The organism is Pseudomonas sp. LBUM1657, assembly GCF_059716075.1.
In genome coordinates this window covers 3,082,576-3,104,675 of sequence record NZ_CP166799.1, presented here as the reverse complement: position 1 = coordinate 3,104,675, position 22,100 = coordinate 3,082,576, and the positions used below count along the sequence as shown (strand labels likewise).

The 22,100-nt window shown below is 58.5% G+C and carries 18 protein-coding genes and 1 pseudogene; 15 read left to right on the top strand and 4 right to left on the bottom strand.

The features are described 5' to 3' along the window. Positions 1-15: 15 nt before the first annotated feature. The gene (locus ACA055_RS14245; protein WP_497684413.1) at positions 16-1,356 is read right to left on the bottom strand and encodes an MFS transporter; all 1,341 of its coding nucleotides are present in this window, start codon (positions 1,354-1,356) and stop codon (positions 16-18) included. A 337-nt stretch (positions 1,357-1,693) separates the two neighbouring features. Here ACA055_RS14245 and ACA055_RS14240 point away from each other — a divergent pair, with 337 nt between their 5' ends. From ACA055_RS14240 to ACA055_RS14230, 3 genes are all read left to right on the top strand, one after another. Further along, complete coding sequence (locus ACA055_RS14240; RefSeq protein ID WP_497684221.1) at positions 1,694-2,596, top strand: LysR family transcriptional regulator; 903 nt, start codon at positions 1,694-1,696, stop codon at positions 2,594-2,596. Positions 2,597-2,727: 131 nt separating this feature from the next. Next, entirely contained in the window at positions 2,728-2,874 is a 147-nt protein-coding gene (locus tag ACA055_RS14235; protein WP_497684220.1) for a hypothetical protein, read from the top strand. A gap of 15 nt (positions 2,875-2,889) precedes the next feature. Continuing rightward, positions 2,890-3,447, top strand: coding sequence for an oxidoreductase (locus tag ACA055_RS14230; protein WP_497684412.1), 558 nt, complete (start codon positions 2,890-2,892; stop codon positions 3,445-3,447). Between the two features lie 483 nt (positions 3,448-3,930). Here ACA055_RS14230 and ACA055_RS14225 read toward each other — a convergent pair whose 3' ends face one another. Further along, positions 3,931-4,581 carry a methyl-accepting chemotaxis protein gene (locus ACA055_RS14225; protein ID WP_497684411.1) on the bottom strand — a complete coding sequence of 217 codons (651 nt, stop codon included), beginning with the start codon at positions 4,579-4,581 and terminating at the stop codon, positions 3,931-3,933. A gap of 1,698 nt (positions 4,582-6,279) precedes the next feature. Between ACA055_RS14225 and ACA055_RS14220 the strand changes: the two are divergent. The 4 genes and pseudogenes from ACA055_RS14220 to ACA055_RS14205 form a co-directional block, all read left to right on the top strand. Continuing rightward, positions 6,280-6,403, top strand: a pseudogene (locus tag ACA055_RS14220) (4-hydroxy-2-oxovalerate aldolase); the annotation flags it as partial. A gap of 246 nt (positions 6,404-6,649) precedes the next feature. After that, positions 6,650-8,191 (top strand): efflux transporter outer membrane subunit, encoded by a 1,542-nt coding sequence (locus tag ACA055_RS14215; protein WP_497684219.1) that lies wholly within the window; start codon positions 6,650-6,652, stop codon positions 8,189-8,191. Beyond that, entirely contained in the window at positions 8,184-9,329 is a 1,146-nt protein-coding gene (locus tag ACA055_RS14210) for an HlyD family secretion protein (protein WP_497684218.1), read from the top strand. The genes ACA055_RS14215 and ACA055_RS14210 overlap by 8 nt, the downstream gene beginning before the upstream one ends. Further along, positions 9,319-10,347 carry a DUF2955 domain-containing protein gene (locus tag ACA055_RS14205; RefSeq protein ID WP_497684217.1) on the top strand — a complete coding sequence of 343 codons (1,029 nt, stop codon included), beginning with the start codon at positions 9,319-9,321 and terminating at the stop codon, positions 10,345-10,347. Before ACA055_RS14210 ends, ACA055_RS14205 begins: the two co-directional genes overlap by 11 nt. Here the strand turns inward: ACA055_RS14205 and ACA055_RS14200 are convergent. After that, on the bottom strand, positions 10,332-10,787 hold the full coding sequence (locus ACA055_RS14200; protein WP_497684216.1) for a hypothetical protein: 456 nt from the start codon (positions 10,785-10,787) through the stop codon (positions 10,332-10,334). The genes ACA055_RS14205 and ACA055_RS14200 overlap by 16 nt on opposite strands. Before the next feature lie 183 nt (positions 10,788-10,970). Between ACA055_RS14200 and ACA055_RS14195 the strand changes: the two genes are divergently transcribed. Further along, on the top strand, positions 10,971-13,349 hold the full coding sequence (locus ACA055_RS14195) for a DUF3772 domain-containing protein (protein ID WP_497684215.1): 2,379 nt from the start codon (positions 10,971-10,973) through the stop codon (positions 13,347-13,349). Between the two features lies 1 nt (position 13,350). Here ACA055_RS14195 and ACA055_RS14190 read toward each other — a convergent pair whose 3' ends face one another. Next, complete coding sequence (locus ACA055_RS14190) at positions 13,351-14,253, bottom strand: helix-turn-helix domain-containing protein (RefSeq protein ID WP_497684214.1); 903 nt, start codon at positions 14,251-14,253, stop codon at positions 13,351-13,353. Between the two features lie 161 nt (positions 14,254-14,414). Here ACA055_RS14190 and ACA055_RS14185 point away from each other — a divergent pair, with 161 nt between their 5' ends. The 7 genes from ACA055_RS14185 to ACA055_RS14155 all read left to right on the top strand — a co-directional run bounded on the left by ACA055_RS14185 (position 14,415) and on the right by ACA055_RS14155 (position 22,056). Beyond that, a complete protein-coding gene (locus ACA055_RS14185) occupies positions 14,415-15,773 on the top strand; it encodes a glutamine synthetase family protein (RefSeq protein ID WP_497684213.1) in 1,359 nt (452 codons plus the stop codon). A 181-nt stretch (positions 15,774-15,954) separates the two neighbouring features. Continuing rightward, positions 15,955-17,043: a polyamine ABC transporter substrate-binding protein gene (locus ACA055_RS14180; protein ID WP_497684212.1), complete on the top strand. Its 1,089-nt coding sequence runs from the start codon at positions 15,955-15,957 to the stop codon at positions 17,041-17,043. Next, positions 17,040-18,341, top strand: coding sequence for an NAD(P)/FAD-dependent oxidoreductase (locus tag ACA055_RS14175; protein WP_497684211.1), 1,302 nt, complete (start codon positions 17,040-17,042; stop codon positions 18,339-18,341). The genes ACA055_RS14180 and ACA055_RS14175 overlap by 4 nt, the downstream gene beginning before the upstream one ends. 236 nt (positions 18,342-18,577) lie before the next feature. Then, positions 18,578-19,174 (top strand): paraquat-inducible protein A, encoded by a 597-nt coding sequence (locus ACA055_RS14170; RefSeq protein WP_497684210.1) that lies wholly within the window; start codon positions 18,578-18,580, stop codon positions 19,172-19,174. Continuing rightward, positions 19,171-19,842: a paraquat-inducible protein A gene (locus tag ACA055_RS14165; protein WP_497684209.1), complete on the top strand. Its 672-nt coding sequence runs from the start codon at positions 19,171-19,173 to the stop codon at positions 19,840-19,842. The genes ACA055_RS14170 and ACA055_RS14165 overlap by 4 nt, the downstream gene beginning before the upstream one ends. After that, entirely contained in the window at positions 19,823-21,478 is a 1,656-nt protein-coding gene (locus ACA055_RS14160; RefSeq protein ID WP_497684208.1) for a PqiB family protein, read from the top strand. Before ACA055_RS14165 ends, ACA055_RS14160 begins: the two co-directional genes overlap by 20 nt. 17 nt (positions 21,479-21,495) lie before the next feature. After that, positions 21,496-22,056, top strand: a complete 561-nt coding sequence (locus tag ACA055_RS14155) for a PqiC family protein (protein WP_497684207.1) — start codon at positions 21,496-21,498, stop codon at positions 22,054-22,056. The last annotated feature ends 44 nt before the right edge of the window (positions 22,057-22,100 follow it).

Here is a 22,100-nt window from a genome sequence, read left to right as displayed (position 1 = left end):
CTGTTCCGGCCATCGTTACTGCGACACGGTTTGCCTGGATGAAGCGGCCCGAAGATTTGAAGCGTTCTGAATCAGAAACACCAGAATAGCGACGGCCCCTATCAGTCCTGGTACTGCGAAGATTAGAAAGCTCGCCTGCAGCGGCAGTGACGAAGCGTGCAGTGCGCCGCCCAGCAAGGGACCGATGATGGCGCCGGTGCGACCGACACCCATCGCCCAACCAAGCCCTGTAGACCTGATATGCGCGGGGTAATACTGCACCGTGCAGGCGTTGGCCAGGATCTGCGTGCCAATGGTGCACGCCCCCGCGATGGCGATGAGCAGATAAAGAACCGGTAACGGCGCCTTGAGCGCTAACAGGCTCAGGGCTAACGCTCCGCAACTGAAAAACCCGAACAAGACTTTTGCGATGCCAATTCGATCCCCCAGCCATCCTCCGGCCACCGCGCCAATAATCGCGCCGACGTTTAGCGCCAGCAGAAACGCCAGGCTGGAGTTCAATCCATAGCCTGCGGCAGTCATGAGTTTTGGCAGCCAGGAGCTCAGTGCATAAACCATCAGCAAACAACAGAAAAACGCCAGCCACAGCATGAAGGTGTTCAATTTGCGCCCGTCCTGGAACAGCTGTGCAATCGATACAGTCGTGCCTTTGGCGACCATCTGGCTCAACTGGTCATTTGCGGTTGGTTCATAAGACGGCGCGGCTTGTGCCAACAGATTTTGGGCTTTGACGGTCTGCCCAGTGCGCAAAAGGAAATCCATCGACTCTGGCAATTGTCGTATCAGCAATGGCAAGGCCAACAGGGGAATCAGCGCGACATAGAACACGGCTTGCCATCCCCATTGCGGGATCAGCACCATGCCCAGGCTCGCCGATAGCATTCCGCCTAACGAGTAGCCGCTGAACATGATCGCGACCAACGTGCTGCGGGATTTCTTCGGCGCGTACTCGTTCATCAACGCGACAACGTTGGGCATCACCCCGCCGATCCCAAGGCCGGCAATGAACCGGCATAACGCAAACGCCTCGGGGCTCTGGGCCAGGCCGTTGATCGCTGTCACTCCACTGAAGATGGCGACACACATCATGATGGTTTTACGTCGGCCAATACGATCCGACAATGAACCGAAAAACAACGCACCCAGCATCATGCCCACCAGCGCGCAACTGCCCAGGGCTCCAGCCTGCAACGAACTGAGGCCCCACTCGGACATCAATGAGGGCAGCACGACCCCGTAGATGACCAGATCGTAACCGTCGAAAATGATGATCAGCGCGCACCAGAACAGCACGCGCGCATGGAAAGTATTGAAACGTGACCCGTCAATCAGGGCTGATACATCAATCGTACGCATGGCATCGCTCTTCTTGTCATTGTTATAGAGCCGGAAGATCTGACGCCTCCGGTTATTGCGCGGTGCCCAATGGGGTGATGCAGAATGTGCAGCACTGGGCATGGAGTCGATCATGGACAAACGATCAAGCGTGATAAATGCAGCCAGGTGAATAGGCATTATTTCGAACGTGAATAAAGATCGAAGGACAGTAAAAGTCCCATCGATCTCACGATGGACGCCGCTGCCTGGCACTTGTTAGGCTTTGGCTCTTGCAGCGGCGATTTCAGAGCGGTGCAGACCCAACAACGGGCAACAATCTATCGCCCGCATGAGAGCGCAATCTGCACGAGGCGTTATGGAATTACGTGAACTTGATCTCAATCTTCTGCTGGTATTCAACCAGTTGCTGATCGACCGCCGGGTATCGACGGCGGCGGATAATCTCGACCTGACCCAGCCCGCTGTCAGCAATGCGCTGAAGCGATTGCGTGTCACGTTGAACGACGAGCTGTTCGTTCGCACTTATCAAGGAATGGAGCCCACGCCCTATGCCCGGCAGTTGGCTGAACCGGTTGCACTGGCTATTCAGACCTTGCGTGATGCACTGAGCCGACAGGACACGTTCGACCCGCTCAACTGCAATCGCAGATTTACGATGGCAATGACTGACATTGGTGAAATCTACTTCATGCCTCGGCTGATGGACGCGCTGGCTGAACGTGCCCCAGGTTGTTCGATCAGCACACTGCGCAACACCTCCGATACCTTGGCTGAAGGGTTGCAGAACGGTGCGATCGACCTCGCCGTTGGATTACTGCCGCACCTGCAAGCGGGGTTTTTTCAGCAGCGCCTGTTTCACCATCGCTATGTCTGCATGTGCCGCAAGGACCACCCCGCTACCAGGGAACCGTTAACGCTTGAGCGTTTTTGCAGTTACGAGCACGTTCGTGTCGTAGCGGCGAACACGGGGCACGGCGAAGTCGATACCTTTCTGGCACGGGCTGGCATCGAGCGAAACATACGTCTGGAGGTTCCCCACTTCGTCGCAGTCGGCCACATCCTCCAACGCACCGACTTGATGGCAACAGTGCCTGAACGATTCGCCAGCAGTTGCGAACAGCCCTTCGGGCTCGCGGTGCTACCGACTCCGGTGGAACTGCCCAACATCGAAATAAACCTGTTCTGGCACGCACGCTATAACAAGGATCCAGCGAATCGTTGGCTTCGCCAGCTGATGTTTGAGTTGTTCTCGGATTAAGTCACCTGAGCGAGTACCACTGCGACGCCAAAGCAGGGTTCTTCAACGCCTCGGCATGAATGTTCAATACTCATGCCGTCTCTCATTCCATGCTCGAACCTCAAAACAAAAAAAATAATGAGGAGATGGCAATGGCGCACCCAGACATCCGAAATCTTGTGGCTTCAGACAGCCCTGCCGCGGCGCTCTACCAGCCCGGGCGGATCGGCACCCTGCAATTGCGCAACCGTTTTGTGCAAGCGCCGATCTTCACTCAGTTCGCCAGCACCTTCGGCTAGGTTGACGATAAGCTCATCGAATACCATCGGGCCCGCGCCCGTGGAGGAGTTGGTTTAATCATCACCGAGAACACCTCTATCGATTGGGAAGTCGGACGTACAGCGGGCCACCCGATGCGAATCGACCACGACAGGTTCATTGGCGCACTCAGCAATCTGGTCGACGCGGTCCACGGCGAAGGGGCGAAGATTGCAGTGCAATTGCACCACACCGGGCGCCAGAATTCCCAGGGCAATACGGAACGTAACGAGCCGCCACTCGCGCCGACAGCAGGCATCACCAGCGCCTTCGGCACCCCACCGCGAGCAATTGAAGAACATGAAATTCCCGGGCTGATCGACAAGTATCTCCAGGGTGCCCGACGCGCTATGGCTGCTGGCTTTGATGCCGTTGAGCTGCACGGTGCACATGGCTATTTGCTCGGTCAGTTTCTCTCACCTTTTACAAATAAACGCACTGACCGCTGGGGTGGGTCCCTGGAGAACCGTGCCCGTTTTGCACTCGACGTCGTGCGCGGAATTCGCGAACAGGTCGGTGCAGATTTCCCGATCCTGTATCGCCGCACGACCTGACCCCCTTAACTCGGAACACAGTAAAACGCCGGATAACCTTAGGGTTGTCCGGCGTTTTTCGTTAACCGTTCAATGGATTCAGCTTGGCGAGCGTGTGGCGTGGAACGAGCTGGTCTGCCAGCCCTCGGCACCAAGCGCGCAAACCGCTTCTTTGGCTGTGCTCGTGCTGTTGGTGTTCTACGCCCCTAAATTTGGCACACCGACCGCCGCATTCTTAAGCATTATTGCCTCCCTGGTGGTTCCTGGCAGGCAATCCGTTGGGCATAGACAATGCCTACATCGCTCTTTTCACCCCATTAGTGATCATGACAATTGGCCACGTAATGCGACGCGGAACACCGCCTGAGTCGGTTTCGCCAACTGATCTCGACAGTGGTCATCACAAGGCATCGATTGCTGGCCATGCTGGCAGGTGGCGCCTGAACATTTGCTGCTAATGCACAAGAACAAGACTCTGCAGGTGACAGGAGTTCTGGTTCATCCTTAAGCGACCGCAATTTGTTCGTTGTTACTACTCACCTCAAACTGCCCCACTAACTTTTGCAGTTTGTTGGCATTGAGCCTCACGGTTTCCGCACTGCTTTGCAGCACCACCACCGTCTGACGCATCTCTGTGGAGGACTGGTCAACCTGCTTGATCGTCTTGCCATAGTCGAGACTTCGTTTGTTGAGTTGCTGAATGATCGCAAACATACTTTCCACGGATTGATGCAACTGCACGTTCTCTGAAGATGCATCTTCAGCCAGGCGCAGGCTGTTATCGACATCCTTGACGCCCTCCTCCATGAAGCTGACGGCTTTTTGTGTTTCGTTCTGCAGGCCTTCAACCATCTGCCGAATGTCGTCGGCAGCGCGTGATGTGCGTGAGGCGAGACTACGCACCTCATCGGCGACCACCGCAAAGCCTCGTCCATGTTCACCCGCGCGTGCAGCCTCAATGGCAGCATTGAGTGCAAGCAGATTGGTCTGGTTGGTAATGTCGCTGATCAGGCCGGTGATCTTGCCGATCTGGGTCATGCGACTGTCGAGCAACTGTACGCTCGAAGAAGAACGATCGACCACGTCGCGAATGGACTGGGTGCCGGCCTGCACGGCAAGAAACTGTTCGCGGGCACGGGTAACGACTTCATCCATTGCCACCTTCATTTGTTCAGCACTGGCGGAGGCTTGCTGGATCTCGCCCAATTGATCTTCGACGATAATCATCATGCGATGCACCGCTTCAGCAACCTCGGCAGACGTCACGCTGGCCTCCTGACTGCGGCCCAGCATCATCTGATTGGTGGTGCCGACGTTGCGACTGGCCTTCACCACTTGCCCGACAACCGAGTCCAGATTATCGATGAAGCTGTTGATCCAGCGCCCCATGTCGCCGGTCTCATCGTTGGCCATACGCGTAGTATCCAGACGCCGGCGGAGGTTGCCCTCGCCCTCGGCGATGGACCTGATCACACTTGTCATCTCGTCCAACCTGGCCGCAAGACGTTTGGGTCCCAACAGGCTGAACAAGACAGTGGCACACACCATGCTCAAGACTTCGACGATATCGATCAGGTTCTGCGCTAGACCGCTGTAATGCTGGACGATGAAATTGCAGGCAAAGAGGCCAGTCATGATCGCGAGATAAGGCTTCATCAAACCGAAGCTAATAGAGCGCCGGCGGTAGACCTCCTCCAGATCGGCCTCACACATCATGCCCCAGCGGTCAGGTGACCCCGGCAACTGGAAGGTAACGCCCTTGCCGACCACCGGAATGTGCCGGTAGTCCGAGTAGCCGGGATAGGTCACGAACAAGTTGGAGCGCGTGCGGATGGTTTCGCGCACACCCGGGTGCAGTTGCTGCGTCGCCGGGTCGGTAAAGCGCAGTTCCAGTTCGGTGTGTCGCTGGATCTGCACCGACTTCCAGGGGGTGTGCACGCCGCTTTTCAGATTTTCACCGTGGGTGAACGTACCGTCTTCGAAACGTGAGCGCGACAAGGCGGTTCCCGGTGCAATAGCGGGATCAAACCGTGATTGCGCCATGAACAGATAGTTGTCGCCCGACTCGGCAAAAATGTGCCCGGCTTCGCGCTGGATAAGATCGCCTAACACATCGTTGGGGACGCGACCGCAGAGGCAACCAAGGATTTTTCCGTCGGATTTCAAGGGCTGATAGAACATCAACGTGACTTCATCGTGGAAGCGCGAAGACGATGGACCGATTTGCAAGGTCAGTGGATCGCTGTAAGGACCATGGAGAAACGGCGCCCTCAATCCCTCTGCCAATGCACGGGTATTCTCGAGCTGATTTTTACCGCGTGCTTTCCAGGTCGAGACGATGACGGTGCCGCTGGCATCAACGACAAACAACTCCGAAAAGTCTTGAGCCTGGTTGAGCTTGTCCATCAACGAAGAGCTGTCGAGATGAGCGAACTCACGACCGAGATTGTCCGCCAGTTCAGAGAGGTGTTCCCACTGTTCGTGCGTCCAGTTATGCAGCAGTTGCACACGGGTTTCAGCGATGGCCTCAAATGTTTGTTCTATCGCCGGATAAGCCGACTGATTGAGCCAGCAGGACCAGCTCATCGCAATTTTCCCTGTTTTGCCAAACCAGGGTAACCAGCGCTTCTCACTAGAGGACAACCGCATAGAATTACTTGATAGCGACATTCACTTCCCCAACTGCGACATTCAGATGGGAAATTAACAGCAAATACCAGGCCAGTTCGTAAGCACGCTAATTATTGTTAATAGATTTTCTGGCGAAGCTGCACACATTTCCCTTACTTCATCGCACCTGTTGAAAAAACGCGATACCGAATGTTTCAACTTGGTGCGAAATGCACAGCGCGCGCCACTGCCGAGCGTCTGGGTTGGAATCACGGCACTGATTTTTACACCCTGATGCACGCCGCAGATGACATCGTTCCCCCTCCAGGAACGGCCGGCACGGGTGGACCGCGAAATGTTGGCGCTGGTTGTGCCAGTGCCTGCAGTTCACACATATTCAGTTAATCTCGACAGTTGCCCGCAGATCTTGAAGAGCCCATTTCACCTCGACCCTTCATTCTTGCGTCAGCTTTCAATCCGCTGCGAATGCTCGGGAAATTGCTCGTTTTTTAACAACTCGCTGCAGATTGGGTAGCGCTTGAAAAGCTTAGCAGCCGGTTGTTCATTCGGGCGTCTATGCTCCCAGTGATCTTCCTTGACTGGAAAATGCGCAATGCATTCACGTACATCCGGCCAACTCCTGATGCTTGGCGTACTTGCCCTCAGTGGCTGCGTACGCCTGGGTCCGGATTTCCAGTCGCCCGCACAAGCGTGGAGCAAACAGTGGAACACCCCTGCCCTTGAGCAATCCACCCAGCGCAGTCTGAACCCGGACCTGCGTCAGTGGTGGCAGGTGTTCGCCGATCCGGTCCTCGATCGCCTGATCGCCGAGGCGGATGCCCACAACTCGAGCCTGAAAATTGCCGGTCTGCGCGTCATGGAAGCCCGAGCCCAACTGGGTATTGCCCGAAGCGGGCTTTACCCGCAACTGCAACAGGCCAGCGCCGACAGCTTTTATTTCAACCGCAAGCAATCCGGTGGCAGCAACCCGCAGGACAGCCATTTCTGGCAGTACAGTGCCGGGTTTGACGTTGGCTGGGAGCTGGACTTCTGGGGACGTTTCAGTCGCGCCATCGAGTCGTCCGATGCCAGTTACTTTGCCGCCCAGGCCAACTATGAGGACGCGCTCGTACTGCTGCGGGCCCAGGTGGCCGACACCTATTTTTCGCTGCGCACCACCGAAGCGCGTCTAGGCGTCGCCCGGGAAAACGCCAAACAGCAAAAGCGCAACTTCGAGATTACCGAGAAGCTGTTCAACAGCGGCCAGCAAGCGGAGCTCGACCTGCAGCAAGCCAAGACCCAGTACTTGGGCACCCTGAGCACTATTCCTGGCCTTGAAGATCAGTTGCAGCGCACTCGTAATGCCTTGGCCGTGTTGATCGGTCAGCCTCCCGGTGGACTGCCGCAGTTGCTGGAAAATGAAGGCCTGATCCCGCTGGTCGACCGCGCGGTGCTGCAAGAGGTGCCGGCCAATCTGCTGCTGCGCCGCCCCGATGTGCGTGCAGCTGAACTGAATGTCGCGGCCCAGTCGGCCCTGATTGGCGTGGCTGAAAGCGATTTCTATCCGTCGCTGACGTTGCTGGGCAGCATCGTCTGGTCGGCCGACACACTCACGGGCACGTCCAGAAGCCTGGACCTGATCGGTGGGCCCAGTCTGCGCTGGAACCTGTTCGACCATGGCCAGATCAGCAACAACGTGCGCGTACAGGATGCGCGTTTGCAGCAGCTGATCGAGGTCTACCGCGCCAAGGTGCGTCAGGCCGCACGCGAGGCTGACGACGCCGCCAGTGGCTTGATCAAATCACTGGAGCGCGAACGCATCCTGGGTGAGGCCGAAGTTGCCGCCAAACGCTCGCTGGTGTTGGCCAGCGCGCAATACCGGGAAGGTTATTCGGATTTCCAGCGGGTACTGGATGCTCAACGAGCATTGCTCGAACAACAAGACAATTACCTGATCGCCCGCAGCAACGCCGTCGGCAATGTGATTGCCCTGTACAAGGCCTTGGGCGGTGGTTGGTACAGCGCCCTGCCAAGAGTTGATCAAGCCACCCGCCAGCAAATGGAAAAACGCACGGACTGGGGCGGTCTGCTGGATGAGCCTGACGCTGCGCAGCCAGCCTTTCCTGTTTCTGACAAGGTAAACGACCATGAGTGAAACCGCGCAGCCCTCCCCCGACGCGCCCTCCTCCACGGCGCCCGCGCCCGCGCCGGCTGCCGACCCGGCGAAAAAAGGCATCAAGTGGGTGTTGCTGCTGATCCTCTTGAGCCTGGTCTGGTATCTGTTGGCCGACCGTTTCACGCCTTATACCCAGCAGGCTCGGGTGGGCGCCTTTGTGATTCCGGTAGCGGCAGAAGTGGCGGGTCGCGTAACGCGGGTGAACGTGCGCAACAATCAGGACGTCAAGGCTGGCGAGGTCCTGTTCGAGGTGGACCCGCAGCCGTACCAGATTGCGGTCGACCGCGCCCGCGCCGACCTTGAGTCGACACGCCGGCAGATCGGTGCCAGCACCGCCGGCATCGCGTCCGCGCAAGCGTCGTTACGCGCCGCCCAGGCCAACGAACTCAAGGCGCGGCAAGACAATCAGCGTCTTGAAGGGTTGTATCGCGAAGACCCCGGAACCATATCCGTGCGCCTGCTCGAAGTGTCTCGCGCCAACCGCGAACAGGCTGTGAGTCAGGTCGCTCAGGCCCGCGCCGAGGTTCAGCGCGCCCGTGAGCAAGAAGGCGGCAGCGAGGAAGACAATGCCTTGCTGCGCAGCGCCGCCACCGCGCTATCAAAAGCCGAGCTGGACTTGTCCAACACGCAGATACGGGCACGTTCGGCCGGCTTGATCACCGATCTGCGCACCGATGCCGGACAGTTCGCCGCTGCTGGCAGTCCGGTCATGACCCTGATCGCCATCCACGATGTATGGATCAGCGCGGACATGACCGAGAACAACCTCGGTCTGGTCAAGCTCGACACCCCGGTTTCGATCGTCCTGGATGCCCTGCCGGGTGAAGTTTTCGAAGGCCGTGTGCGCAGCGTTGGCTATGGTGTCAGCGTCGGTCAGCCCCCCGCACCTGGCACCTTGCCCAGTGTGCAGAACAGCCGCGACTGGCTGCGACCGGCCCAGCGTTTTCCGGTGATTATCGAGTTTTCCGCGGACTCCATGAACATGCTGCGCAACAGCCGCGCTATCCGTGCCGGTGGGCAGGCCGAAGTCATGGCCTTTCCCTCCGAGGGCAATCCGCTGAACCCGCTGGGCCGCCTGTTCCTGGGGCTGATGAGCTGGCTCTCTTATGTTTACTGAACGCACACCGCGGGCTCAACGCGCACTTCGTCTGGCGACGGGCACGGCACTGTGCCTCGCAGCCAGCTTCGGCCTGGGTTTGCCAATCCCGTTTCTCGCGCCAGTGCTCTGCCTGTTGCTCCTTGCCACACTCAATCAACCGCTGCCATTCAAGGCTGGATTGATGCTCGCACTGGTCGCGATGCTGACCACCGGCATCGGCCTGCTGCTGATCCCGCTCCTGCGTTACTACCCCATCAGCGGCGTGCTATTGATCGGTGCCTGTCTATTCCTGGCCTTCCGTTTTGGTTTGCGCGGCGGTAACAACCTGATCGTGACGTTTCTGGTGATTGGCCTGACGATGATCTCCTCGGCCGGCGTTGCCGATTTCGGTTTGGCGGTGATGGTCATTGGTGCACTGGTCAAGGGCTTGCTGCTCGCCGTTCTGGTGCTGACTTTCAGTCATTGGCTGTTTCCAGATCCGGCCAATGCTCCGTCGCCACCGGCCACCCCAACCCTGTCGACCGAAGAAACCGGGCGAGTGGCGCTACGTGCAACCTTGATCGTGCTGCCGACGTTCCTGCTGGCGCTGATCGATCCGGCCAGCTACCTGCCGATCATTCTGAAAGCGGTCAGCCTCGGTCAGCAGAGCGAGACGACAACCGCTCGCAACGCCGGTCGCGAGCTGCTGGGTTCGACCCTGCTGGGGGGGCTGCTGGCGATCCTGTTCTGGTGCGCCCTCAGTTTGTTCGTGCATCTGTGGATGTTCTTTTTGTGGATGTTGCTGTTCGGCCTGATACTGGCGCGCAAGCTGTATGCCCTGAGCCCGACCCGGTTGAGCCCGGGATTTTGGCTCAACAGCTTCATCACGCTGATTATCCTGCTGGGCCAGTCGGTCCAGGACAGCGCAGCGGGCAAGGACGTTTACACCGCGTTTGCCGTGCGCATGGGGTTGTTCATCCTCGTGACGCTCTATGCCTGCCTGATGGTCTATCTGCTCGAACAACGCCAGAAAAACAATGTTCAAGGGTTAACCTGATACCCCTTCCCTTGCAGGCAGCTTGTGTAAGCCGTCGAGGTGGTCGAGACACTGGTTTTCTGCTGAGCCCGGCGCTCCTGACGCTGGCGTGAGCCTCCGACCACCACGCCCGCCGCTGCCGTCTCTTTGGCGCGGTTCTGCCGATAGTCCTGCTTCACATCATCATCGACGCGCTCATAAAACTCGTCATGCTGACGCCCGCGCACCTGTGCCCCCGCCGCACCGGCGGCAGCGCCCACTGCGGCCCCCTTCAGTCTTCCCCCGGCAGGAGGCGGCGCCGCCTGGGCCGTCTGACTGGCTGCGATGTTGTTGCAATCGGTGATGTCTGTCTGGGTTTGTTGCGAACTCTGCCCTTTCATCGGCACCACCGTTTCAGCCCATCCCTGGACACTGAAAACCGACAATGCGACGCACAGGCCAATGGGCGACAAGCTTTTCATGATGACCTCCCGACGAGCGTGATTCACCCTGAAAGAGTGTAGATCACCCCTCCTCATCTCCCCCTTCCTGCTATCGGGTAACTAATATTCGCGACGGTGCAAGCCATGGCCTAACCTCAATGGTTAAAGCCGCTGGATGAGTAAGTCGTTGCTGAGCGACTAATCACAGAGCCGGGCACCCTTATGCGTCCTGCATTGAAGATAATCCTGTTCATAGTGTTGGTTCTCTCGGGAGCGAACATCGGTGCACTGTCGGCGGACGAGCTGGCAAACACTTCCGAGGCCAGCTCAACCGCGGCCGTGTCAAAGAGCGATCTGGAAGCCCTGCAACTAAGACTGGACGATCTTAAACAGCAGGTATCACTGACCAACAACTACACGCAGTTGGTGGGTTTCCAGGACAACGTTCAATTGCTTTTCAGTGATACCGACAAGTTGGCAACACTGTTACTTCACGAGCAGACGCAATTACAGGCTCAACTCGGCGTCCTGGGGACGACGTCGACGACGGGTCTTGCCATGGAAAAGTCCGACCTGGTCAAACAAAGGTCCTATCTCACCGAACAGAAAGAAAAGGTGGATAACGATCTGAAAATACTGCTGGCCATCAAAGAAAACGCGACCAACCTCATCACCCAGATTGCCAGCATTCGGCGCAGCCAACTGGAGACCGAACTGGCCCAGCGCACCGCCAGCCTCCTCAGTCCTCAGTTCTGGACACCGCTGTTTTCTCTATCGGCGCCGGACAAAAAGCGCCTGACGTTTTTTATCGATCAGATTGAAAGTGTCGTCCAATCCACCTGGCAACCTGGCCAGCGCGGCATCACCGCTTCGTTACTGCTATTGGCGCTGGCTATCTGGACCGTGGGGCGACGACTGGCTGAGCGAGGGCTGACCTGGATCTGCATTCATCGAGTGCCGGAAGGTCGCCTGCGTCGAAGTTCGTTGGCCATCGCGACGGTATTGGCCACGTTGCTGAGCGCAGCCTGCGTGATAGAGCTTATCTTTATCGTGGCTACCCGACTTCAGCCACTGACGCAGACGCTGCAAGGTTTCTTCGACGATGTCGAGAAGGTTGCCTATACCTGCGCGATGATTATCGGACTGAGCCGGGCCTTGCTGTCCAGGCGCAATCCCACCTGGAGATTGCCCGGGATCGCCGATGAAGTGGCGGATTCGATGAGCTCGTTTCCCGCGTTGCTGGCAGGGTCACTCCTGGTGCTGGTGTCGCTGGTACAGATTACCGCCGCAACCGGAATGAGTTCCCAGGCCGTCATCTTCGGCCGGGGCGTCATCGCATTGGTCGTTACCTTGATTGTTGGTGCGCTGTTGCTGCGGACCAGTAAAATTCGTCGCGCCATGGTCATTGCGGGGGAAGCGCCGGAATCAGGCACGACGCTGGCTGGCGTGATTTACTCCGGGGTCAGCATCGCCATGTTGATCTCGGTGTTTGGCCTGTTGGTCGGTTACATCTCCCTGGCCCGCTTCATCACCTACGAAGTGGTCTGGCTCTTTATCGTGATTGCCAGTTTCTATTTACTGACGCAGTTGTTAAAGGACCTGTGTGACTACCTGTTTTCGCCAAAGCATCCGAGTGGCAAAGCCATCAAACAGTTGCTCGGTATCGGCGACGTACGGCTGGAACAGATCGAAGTTGTTGTATCGGGTATCGGCCGGGCAACGTTACTGCTGTTAGCGGTGATCACCCTGTTGGTCGGGGGAATAGGATCAACCTTTGGACAATTGACTGACCGGGTTTCCGCGATACTCGGCGGCGATGGCTTGCGCAAGCTCAATATCATTCCGGAGCATCTGTTAAATGCAGTCCTGGCGCTGTTGTTCGGTATTTACCTGATTCGATCGCTGCGCCGATGGCTGGATAACGAGTTCCTGCCAAAAACCGATATGGACCCCGGCATGGGTGCGTCGTTGAGCACGTTGTTCAGCAATATCGGCTACGTGTTGGTCATTCTGCTTGCGCTGTCGTCATTGGGTGTCAAATGGACGAACTTGGCCTGGATCGTCAGCGCCTTGTCGGTGGGCATCGGTTTCGGCTTGCAGGAGATCGTCAAGAACTTCGTCTCCGGGTTGATCCTGCTGACCGAGCGACCGGTCAAGGTCGGCGATTTGATCAGCATCAGCGGGGTCGAAGGCGATATCCGGCGGATCAACGTCCGGGCCACCGAAATACAACTCAGTGACCGCTCGATCGTGATCGTGCCCAACTCCCAGCTCATTTCGCAGAACCTGCGCAACGTAACCATGGGCGGCAGCGCTCAAGGGGTGGCGATTCTCGAACTGGTATTCCCGCTGGATATCGATCCCGAGCAAGTCAGAAACCTGTTGTATGACACCTACCGTGAACACGAAACCATCCTCGACAACCCCGCGCCCACCGTTCGTTTCAGCAAGCTGACACCCGAAGGCATCACGCTGACGATTACCGGCTACGTCAGCAGCCCGAGGATTGTGGCCATCACCAAGAGCGACCTGCTGTTTGAAATTCTCAAGCGCCTGGGGGCGGCCGGTATCGAACTGGCCAAGCCTGCTCCTGTTGTGTGAACTAGCGTTTGCGCTTGAGCGTTTCGCTCGGCAATTCCTTGAACAGCGCTCGATAACTGCTGGAAAACCGCCCCAGGTGCCAGAACGACCAATGCATCGCCACTTCTGCCACGGTGGTTTCAGTCGCCGAACGGCTGAGCAGTTCACGGTGGGCGCTGTTGAGGCGACGCAGGCGCAGCCAATGGGTCGGCGTCATGCCGGTATAGGCTTTGAACGCGTGTTGCAACTGACGCAGTGAAACCCCGGCGACTTGGGACAATTGCAGCAGATTCAGGGTTTCTTCCGGCGCATCGGCGGCCCATTCGCCGATGCGCTTCATGACGGCTCGCTCTTCGGCGCGACGCTGCAGACCGCCGCGATCCAGACAGACACAGGCGTTGTCGAGGATGAACAAACAGTCCTCCAGCAACTGCTGGGTCAGCGCCTCTTTGCTGGGCGGGTCCAGCGTCTGCGTCAAGCGGGTCAACGTGCCGCTCAGCCAGCGGCTGAACAACGCGTTTTGGCCCGAATTCAGTGGTGCCATGAACAGACCTTCGAGCCGCGCGACATTCAAGCCGTGACGCTGAACGAACGCCGGGCCGAACACCACGGCGATTTCCTGGTAGTTCTCCGGGGTGATCCAGATGTTGCGGCTTTCCCCGTTCAGCACATACAGCGAGTTGTCACTGCGATCGAAACAGAACGCCAGCGAGCCTTCGGGGGCGCTGAAATTCTGCTCGACCCGGGTGTTCATGTGCTCCTCGTAAATCTCCACACCTTGCAGGTCCAGATAGCGCACCAACCCGGCAAAATGCCCCGGCGACATCTGCTGGTAATGCTGTACCCAACCAGGCGTGGCGCGGACTTGATCGGCCACGTCGGCGGTGTTGAAGGCTTGGACTTGCAAGGAGTTGCACGTTGTCATGAAAGACCTTACGCACTCGTTTGGTGCGTTTTGGTGCTGCTGAAAGTGGATAGATGGAACCGCAAGGCTCGCCCAAGATAGTCGTCAACGCGTCTCAGGGGAAGTGTGTGGTGGATGAAGCCACCCTCCCCGGCGTTAATAAAACCAATAACGAGGTCTTTATGAATGTCCCTTTCGATCAGCTGTTCACGTGGCTGAAAGATCACAAGATTACCGAAGTCGAGTGCGTCGTCAGCGACCTGACCGGCATTGCACGCGGCAAAATCGCACCCACCAACAAGTTCCTGCATGAGCGAGGCATGCGCCTGCCGGAAAGTGTGCTGTTGCAAACGGTAACCGGGGACTTTGTCGACGACGACATCTACTACGACCTGCTCGACCCGGCCGACATCGACATGGTCTGCAAACCCGTGGCCGACGCGGTCTACGTGATTCCATGGGCCATCGAGCCGACCGCCATCGTGATCCACGACACCTTCGACAAGTTCGGCAACCCGATTGAGCTGTCGCCGCGCAACGTGCTGAAGAAAGTCCTGCAGCTGTACACCGACAAAGGCTGGAGGCCGATTGTCGCTCCGGAAATGGAGTTTTACCTGACCCAGCGCTGCGAAGACCCGGACTTGCCACTCAAGGCACCGATGGGCCGTTCGGGCCGGGCGGAAAGTGGTCGCCAGTCGTTTTCCATCGACGCGGCCAACGAATTCGACCCGCTGTTCGAAGACGTCTACGACTGGTGTGAATTGCAGGGCCTGGACCTCGACACACTGATCCACGAAGACGGCCCGGCGCAGATGGAAATCAACTTCCGTCACGGCGATGCACTGGACCTGGCGGACCAAATCACCGTGTTCAAACGCACCATGCGTGAGGCGGCGCTCAAGCACAACGTCGCGGCGACGTTCATGGCCAAACCGATTGGCGACGAGCCTGGCAGCGCGATGCACATTCACCAGAGTGTGGTGGATATCGCCACCGGCCAGCCGATCTTCGCCACTGCTGACGGGCAGATGAGCGAGCTGTTCCTGCATCACATCGGCGGCCTGCAAAAATACATCCCCAAAGTGCTGCCGATGTTCGCGCCCAACGTCAATTCGTTCCGCCGCTTCCTGCCGGACACCTCGGCACCGGTGAACGTCGAGTGGGGCGAAGAAAACCGCACGGTCGGCTTGCGCGTGCCGACGTCCACCCCGGACGCCATGCGCGTGGAAAACCGCTTGCCGGGGGCGGATGCCAACCCTTATCTGGCGATCGCGGCCAGTTTGTTGTGCGGGTATCTGGGCATGGTCGAACGCGTTGAACCGAGCGCTGCGGTACAGGGCCGGGCTTATGAACGCCGCAACCTGCGCCTGCCGATCACCATCGAAGATGCCCTGACGCAGATGGAGGAATGCGAAACCGTATCGCGCTATCTGGGCAGCAAATTCGTCCGCGGTTATGTCGCGGTCAAGCGCGCCGAGCACGAGAACTTCAAGCGGGTGATCAGTTCCTGGGAGCGTGAGTTCTTGCTGCTCAGCGTTTAGAAACCTCGCTCCCCCATGGCATCACACATCCCCTGTGGGAGCGGGCTTGCCCGCGAAGAGGCCGGCACATTCAACATCTCCGTTGACTGACAGGCCGCCATCGCGAGCAAGCCCGCTCCCACAGGGATAGTGAACACCAAACAATCACCTGAAAAATCCAATAATTCCAAGAGGTGTCGTTATGCGTCTATTGAAATCCGTGGCTCCGGTCGCGCTGGCCTTGTTGTTCAGCGCCGTTGCGCAGGCCCAGCCCACTGTCAGTGTCTACAACTGGACCGATTACATCGGCGAGACCACCCTCGTCGACTTCCAGGCGAAAACCGGGATCAAGGTGACCTACGACGTATTCGATTCCAACGAAACCCTGGAAGGCAAACTGCTCGCCGGGCGCACCGGGTATGACGTGGTGGTGCCGTCCAACCACTTCCTCGCCCGTCAGGTAAAGGCCGGCGCATTCCTGAAGCTGGATCGCTCGCAGCTGCCCAACTTCAAGAACCTTGACCCGAAACTGCTGGAGTTGCTGGAGAAAAACGATCCAGGTAACGAGCATTCGGTGCCGTACCTGTGGGGCACCAACGGCATCGGCTACAACGTCGACAAGGTCAAGCAAGTGCTGGGCATCGATCGCATCGATTCCTGGGCGGTGTTTTTCGAACCGGAGAATCTGAAAAAACTCAGCCAGTGCGGCGTGTCGATGATGGACTCGGCGGATGAAGTGTTCCCGGCGGTGCTCAACTACATGGGCATGGACCCGCGCAGCGAAAACCCCGAGGACTTCAAGAAGGCTGAAGCCAAGCTACTGACCATCCGTCCTTACATCACCTACTTCCACTCGTCCAAGTACGTCTCGGACCTGGCCAACGGTGACATCTGCGTCGCCTTCGGTTACTCGGGGGATGTGTTCCAGGCCGCGAACCGGGCCAAGGAAGCCAAGAACGGTGTGAACATTGCCTACGCAATTCCCAAGGAAGGCAGCAACCTGTGGTTCGACTTGCTGGCCATTCCCGCCGATGCCGGGAACACCAAAGAAGCTCACGCGTTCATCAATTATCTGCTCGACCCCCAAGTGATTGCCAAGGTCAGCGCCTCGGTCGGTTACGCCAACCCGAACCCGGCGTCCAAGCAGTACATGGACGCCGAACTGGTGAACAATCCCGAGGTTTATCCACCTCAGGAAGTCCTCGACAAACTCTACATTTCGACCACCCCGCCCCAGGCGATCATGCGTCTGATGACCCGTTCCTGGAGCAAAGTGAAGTCCAACAAATGAATCAGTACGGCAACGAACATACTCAGTCCTATTACGCCGCGTCGGCCAGCGCAATGACGCCCTACCCCACACTGGCAGCGGACCTGGTGGCCGATGTCTGCGTGATCGGCGGCGGTTTCACCGGGGTGAACACCGCCATTGAACTTGCTCAGCGCGGACTTTCGGTGATTCTGTTGGAGGCCCGGCGGATTGGCTGGGGCGCCAGCGGGCGCAATGGCGGGCAGTTGATCCGCGGCATTGGCCATGACGTCAGCGGTTTCACCCGGCATGTCGGTGAGGAAGGCGTGCGCTATCTCGAGCGCGCGGGGATCGAATCGGTGGAGGTCGTGGGCAATCGCATCCGTGAGCACGACATTGATTGCGACCTGCGCTGGGGCTTCTGCGAGCTGGCCAACACCCCGGCGCAGTTCGCTGCGTTCAAGGTCGAGCAGCAAGGCTTGGCCGAGTCGGGCTACGCCCACGAAACCCGGCTGGTCGGGCCTGAGCAGATCCGACAGCAAGTGGTGGACTCCGGCGTCTATGCCGGCGGCCTGATCGACATGGGCTCGGGTCACTTGCACCCACTCAATCTGGTGCTCGGCGAAGCGCGGCTCGCGCAATCGTTGGGTGTGCAGATATTCGAGCAGAGCCCGGTGCTGGAGTTGATCCATGGCAGTACCGTGCAGGTGCGGTGTGCCGGTGGCACGGTGCGCGCCGGCAGCCTGGTACTGGCCTGCAACGCCCATCTGGAAGAACTCGAACCGCACCTGAGCGGCAAGGTGCTTCCGGCGGGCAGCTACATCATTGCCACCGAACCTCTGGCGCCCGAAGTTGCAGCGCAATTGATCCCGCAGAACCTGGCGCTGTGCGACCAGAAAGTCGGCCTGGATTACTACCGGCTATCGGCGGACCGACGCTTGTTGTTCGGCGGCGCCTGCCATTATTCCGGGCGCGATCCGGCGGACATCGGCGCCTACATGCGGCCACAGATGCTCAAGGTCTTCCCGCAACTGGCCAATGTACGCATCGACTATCAATGGGGCGGCAAGATCGGCATCTCTGCCAATCGCTTCCCGCAGGTCGGACGCCTGAGCCAGCATCCGAACGTGTTCTACGCCCAGGGCTACTCCGGCCATGGCCTGAACGTGACCCACTGGTGCGCAAAGCTGTTGGCGGAAGCGATCCATGCCGGGCACAGCCAAGGGTTCGACGTATTCAGCGCCGTGCCGCACATGACCTTTCCCGGTGGTCGTGCGTTGCGTTCGCCATTGCTGGCCCTGGGCATGTTCTGGTATCGCTTGCGCGAGTTGCTGGGTTGATCAGGAAGTCTTTGGCTGTCTGACAGGACGCCTTCGCGAGCAAGCCCGCTCCCACATTGGATCTGCGTCGTTCACAAAGACTGTGTTCGCTGAAAATCCAGTGTGGGAGCGGGCTTGCTCGCGAAGAGTGATAACGCGGTCGATCAGTCGTTTGTTCCTTTCGATTTGCTCAATCGCGAGGCACTTCTATATTGAGGGAGTGCTCATCACTTCCTGCCTCCTGTCGAGCTCGGCCCATGGCAACGACTGAACAGCTGATCATCTGCGAGCACTGCGACTGCGTGTATGAAAAAGTCACGCTCGCCAAACATCAGAAAACCCTGTGTACACGCTGCGGCGGCGTGCTTCAGCGTTACAACGGCTTGTCGGTGGAACAGCGCCTGGCGTTGACGTATACGGCGGCGGTGTTGTGGACGTTCGCCAATTTCTATCCGGTCATGAGCATCAGCCTCAAAGGCCTGAAAAACAGCGCCACGCTCTGGGATTCGGTGCTGGCCCTGAGTCATGGGCCCATCACGTTCATTGCGATGGTGGCGGCTATTTCCATCATCATCGCGCCGTTTTTCCAGCTGGTGCTGCTGATCTGGGTCCTGAGCTTCGCCCTCGCCCGCCAGCGCTCGCCGGGCTTTCGGTTCTGCATGCGCTGGCTGGAAACCCTGCGCCCCTGGAGCATGCTGGAAGTCTGCCTGCTGGGTGCCATGGTGGCGGTGTTCAAACTCGCCGGCCTGCTGGACGTGCTGCCGGGTATCGGCCTGTTTGCCCTGGCCGTCCTCAGCCTTATGATGATCCGAATCGCCGGGCGCGATATCCGTGATCTGTGGGACCTCCAATGAATACGCCACCGGTGGCCAGCGATCTGAACCTGTGCCTGTGTCACAGCTGCGGCCTGGCTTGTGACATGACCGATGAGCCGCACGAATGTGAGCGTTGCGGTGCGCCGTTGCATCGACGCAAAACGGATTCACTGACCCGAACCTGGGCCTACCTGCTGGCGTCGTTGGTGTTTTATGTCCCGGCCAATCTGCTGCCGGTGATGAACACCACCATGCTCGGCAGTGGCGCCGACAGCACCATCATGGGCGGTGTGCTGGAGTTCTGGCAGCACGGCGCCTGGGACATCGCCCTGATTATTTTCATCGCCAGCATCGCGGTGCCGGGCATCAAGTTCGTCGCCCTGACGCTGCTGCTGGTCACCGTGCAGCGCGGCAGCTCATGGGCGCGCAAAGAGCGCTCCAAGCTCTATCGTTTCGTCGAGCTCATCGGTTATTGGTCGATGCTGGATGTGATTGTCGTCGCCCTGGTGGCGGCGCTGGTCAAGTTCCAGGCCCTGGGCGATATCGAGCCACGTTCGGGGATTCTGTTCTTTGGCCTGGTGGTGGTGTTCACCATGCTGTCGGCGATGAGTTTCGATCCGCGGCTGATCTGGGAAAAAGAGCGGGATGGAACGCGGGATAAAAAACCACCAAACGAGGAGGTCATGGATGAAGTCGCAAGCCACTGACGGGCCGCAAGCCCCCGGGCAGGCCCCAATCAAGACCCGCCGTTTCAGTGTTTCATTGGTGTGGATCGTGCCCATTGTGGCCGTACTGGTAGGCATCTCGCTGGTCATCCACAGCATCATGCAGGAAGGCCCGACCATCACCGTCACCTTCAAGACCGGTAGTGGCCTGACCGCCAACAAGACCGAGGTCAAATACCGCAACGTGGTGATCGGCCAGGTGTCGGACGTGGAACTGAGCGACGATCAGAAGAGCGTCAACGCCACCATCAAACTGGCTAAACAGGCGGAAAGCTTTACCCGCGAAGACTCGCAATTCTGGGTCGTGCGCCCGCGTATCGGCGCGGGCGGGGTTTCCGGTATCGATACCCTGCTGTCCGGGGATTACATCGGCGCCGATATCGGCCAGTCCGATGCTCGCGCGAAGAACTTCACCGGTCTGGAAAACCCGCCACCCATTACTTATGGCGAACCGGGCAAGCGCTTCACCCTGCATACCCAGGACCTGGGTTCGCTGGATATCGGCTCCCCGGTCTACTACCGCAAGATTCCGGTCGGTCAGGTCGTGTCTTATGCCCTGAACGCCGACGGTAAAGGGGTGAACATCGAAGTGTTCATCCACGCGCCCAACGATGCCTTCGTCACTGAAAACACCCGGTTCTGGAATGCCAGCGGGATCGACGTGAATGTCGGTGCCAACGGGTTTTCGGTGAAAACCGAGTCGCTGTCATCGATCCTGGTGGGCGGTATTGCCTTCCGCGCCCCGGAATACAGCCCCAACGATCAACTGGCCTCCGAGGAAAAAAACTTCGACCTGTTCGAAGATCAGCAAACCGCTCTCGCCCCGCCTGCCGGCAAGCCGCAATACTTGAGTTTGCGTTTCGATCAGGCCTTGCGTGGGCTCAGGGTCGGTGCGCCGGTCGAATTCCTTGGCATCGAGTTCGGCCGGGTCGTGTCGGTCGTTCTGGATTTCGACGCAAAAAAACGCAGTTTCCCGGTCAATGTCGGCATCGTGATCTATCCGCAACGGCTCGGACAGGCCCACATCAAAATGCTCCAGGTCCTGAAACATGACCCTGAAGACGAAGCCGCGGGCGTACGCCTGATCGGCACCTTCATCGACAACGGTCTGCGGGCCCAGGCCCGTAGCGGCAACCTGTTGACCGGTCAGCTGTACATCGCGCTCGACTTCTATCCCAAAGCGGAGAAAGTCGTGTTCGATCCAACCGCCCGCCCGGTTTCTATTCCAACCATTCCTGGCAGCCTCGAGCAGTTGCAGGAAAAACTGGAGGGCATGGTCGACAAGATCAACCAACTGCCGATCGAGCGCATCGCCGGCAACCTCGACAGCAACCTCGTCGAACTGCGCAAAGGCTTGGCGCAATTCAACGCCAAGACCCTGCCCGGCGTACAGACCACCCTGGCGGACGTCAGCAAAACCCTGCAATCGGCCAGTTCGACCTTGGCCGAAGACTCTCCGCAACGGGAACAGTTAACCCAGACCCTAGACGAACTCGGACGCATGTCACGCTCCTTGCGTGAGCTCTCGGATTATCTCGGACGGCATCCAGAATCGCTGATCCGCGGGCGTCCCAACAACGCCGCGCCAATGGATCTGCAGGCGCCACCGCGCAACTGACCACAGGAGCAATACTCATGGCTTTTCCGCAAAAGATCATGTTGGTCACCGCGCTGTTACTGCTCACCGCTTGCCGCAGTGATCCGATTCAATTCCACACCCTGGTCCCGACCCAACTGGCCGGCCATTCAAAGTCCGCTGTTGCGGATATCCAGATCGAGGCGATCAGTGTGCCGCCCCAGGTTGATCGTCCGCAGATCGTTATTCGTCAGGGCAACAGCGGTCTGGCGATCCTTGAAACCGAGTGGTGGGCCGCGAGTCTGGTGGATGAGCTGCGCAGCGCCCTGGTCGATCAACTGGTCAACAGCAACCCGCAGCGCAAAATCTCCGTGCGCCTGGATGTGCAGCGTTTTGATTCCATTCCCGGGCAATACGGGTTGATCGACGTCAAATGGCGCCTGCGCGATCTGGGCCAAAGTGACAACTCGCTGGTCTCGTGCCGCAGCACCTTGCAGACGCCGTCGGGGCCGAGCATCGATGACCTGGTGGCGGCACAACAGAACAACGTCAAACGGCTGGCCGCGTTGATCAGCCAAGCAGCGGGCGGAACACAAAGAGGGTGTCCGTCAGCCCAGTGATTGGCCGCGCCTCAAACCTGCAAATGATTCGTATTGGCCTACAA

Coding starts and splice junctions, on each gene's coding strand:
- ACA055_RS14245 (WP_497684413.1), bottom strand. CDS start 1,356: ATGCGTACGATTGATGTATCAGCCCTGATTGACGGGTCACGTTTCAAT.
- ACA055_RS14240 (WP_497684221.1), top strand. CDS start 1,694: ATGGAATTACGTGAACTTGATCTCAATCTTCTGCTGGTATTCAACCAG.
- ACA055_RS14235 (WP_497684220.1), top strand. CDS start 2,728: ATGGCGCACCCAGACATCCGAAATCTTGTGGCTTCAGACAGCCCTGCC.
- ACA055_RS14225 (WP_497684411.1), bottom strand. CDS start 4,581: ATGGATGAAGTCGTTACCCGTGCCCGCGAACAGTTTCTTGCCGTGCAG.
- ACA055_RS14215 (WP_497684219.1), top strand. CDS start 6,650: ATGCATTCACGTACATCCGGCCAACTCCTGATGCTTGGCGTACTTGCC.
- ACA055_RS14210 (WP_497684218.1), top strand. CDS start 8,184: ATGAGTGAAACCGCGCAGCCCTCCCCCGACGCGCCCTCCTCCACGGCG.
- ACA055_RS14205 (WP_497684217.1), top strand. CDS start 9,319: ATGTTTACTGAACGCACACCGCGGGCTCAACGCGCACTTCGTCTGGCG.
- ACA055_RS14200 (WP_497684216.1), bottom strand. CDS start 10,787: ATGAAAAGCTTGTCGCCCATTGGCCTGTGCGTCGCATTGTCGGTTTTC.
- ACA055_RS14195 (WP_497684215.1), top strand. CDS start 10,971: ATGCGTCCTGCATTGAAGATAATCCTGTTCATAGTGTTGGTTCTCTCG.
- ACA055_RS14190 (WP_497684214.1), bottom strand. CDS start 14,253: ATGACAACGTGCAACTCCTTGCAAGTCCAAGCCTTCAACACCGCCGAC.
- ACA055_RS14185 (WP_497684213.1), top strand. CDS start 14,415: ATGAATGTCCCTTTCGATCAGCTGTTCACGTGGCTGAAAGATCACAAG.
- ACA055_RS14180 (WP_497684212.1), top strand. CDS start 15,955: ATGCGTCTATTGAAATCCGTGGCTCCGGTCGCGCTGGCCTTGTTGTTC.
- ACA055_RS14175 (WP_497684211.1), top strand. CDS start 17,040: ATGAATCAGTACGGCAACGAACATACTCAGTCCTATTACGCCGCGTCG.
- ACA055_RS14170 (WP_497684210.1), top strand. CDS start 18,578: ATGGCAACGACTGAACAGCTGATCATCTGCGAGCACTGCGACTGCGTG.
- ACA055_RS14165 (WP_497684209.1), top strand. CDS start 19,171: ATGAATACGCCACCGGTGGCCAGCGATCTGAACCTGTGCCTGTGTCAC.
- ACA055_RS14160 (WP_497684208.1), top strand. CDS start 19,823: ATGAAGTCGCAAGCCACTGACGGGCCGCAAGCCCCCGGGCAGGCCCCA.
- ACA055_RS14155 (WP_497684207.1), top strand. CDS start 21,496: ATGGCTTTTCCGCAAAAGATCATGTTGGTCACCGCGCTGTTACTGCTC.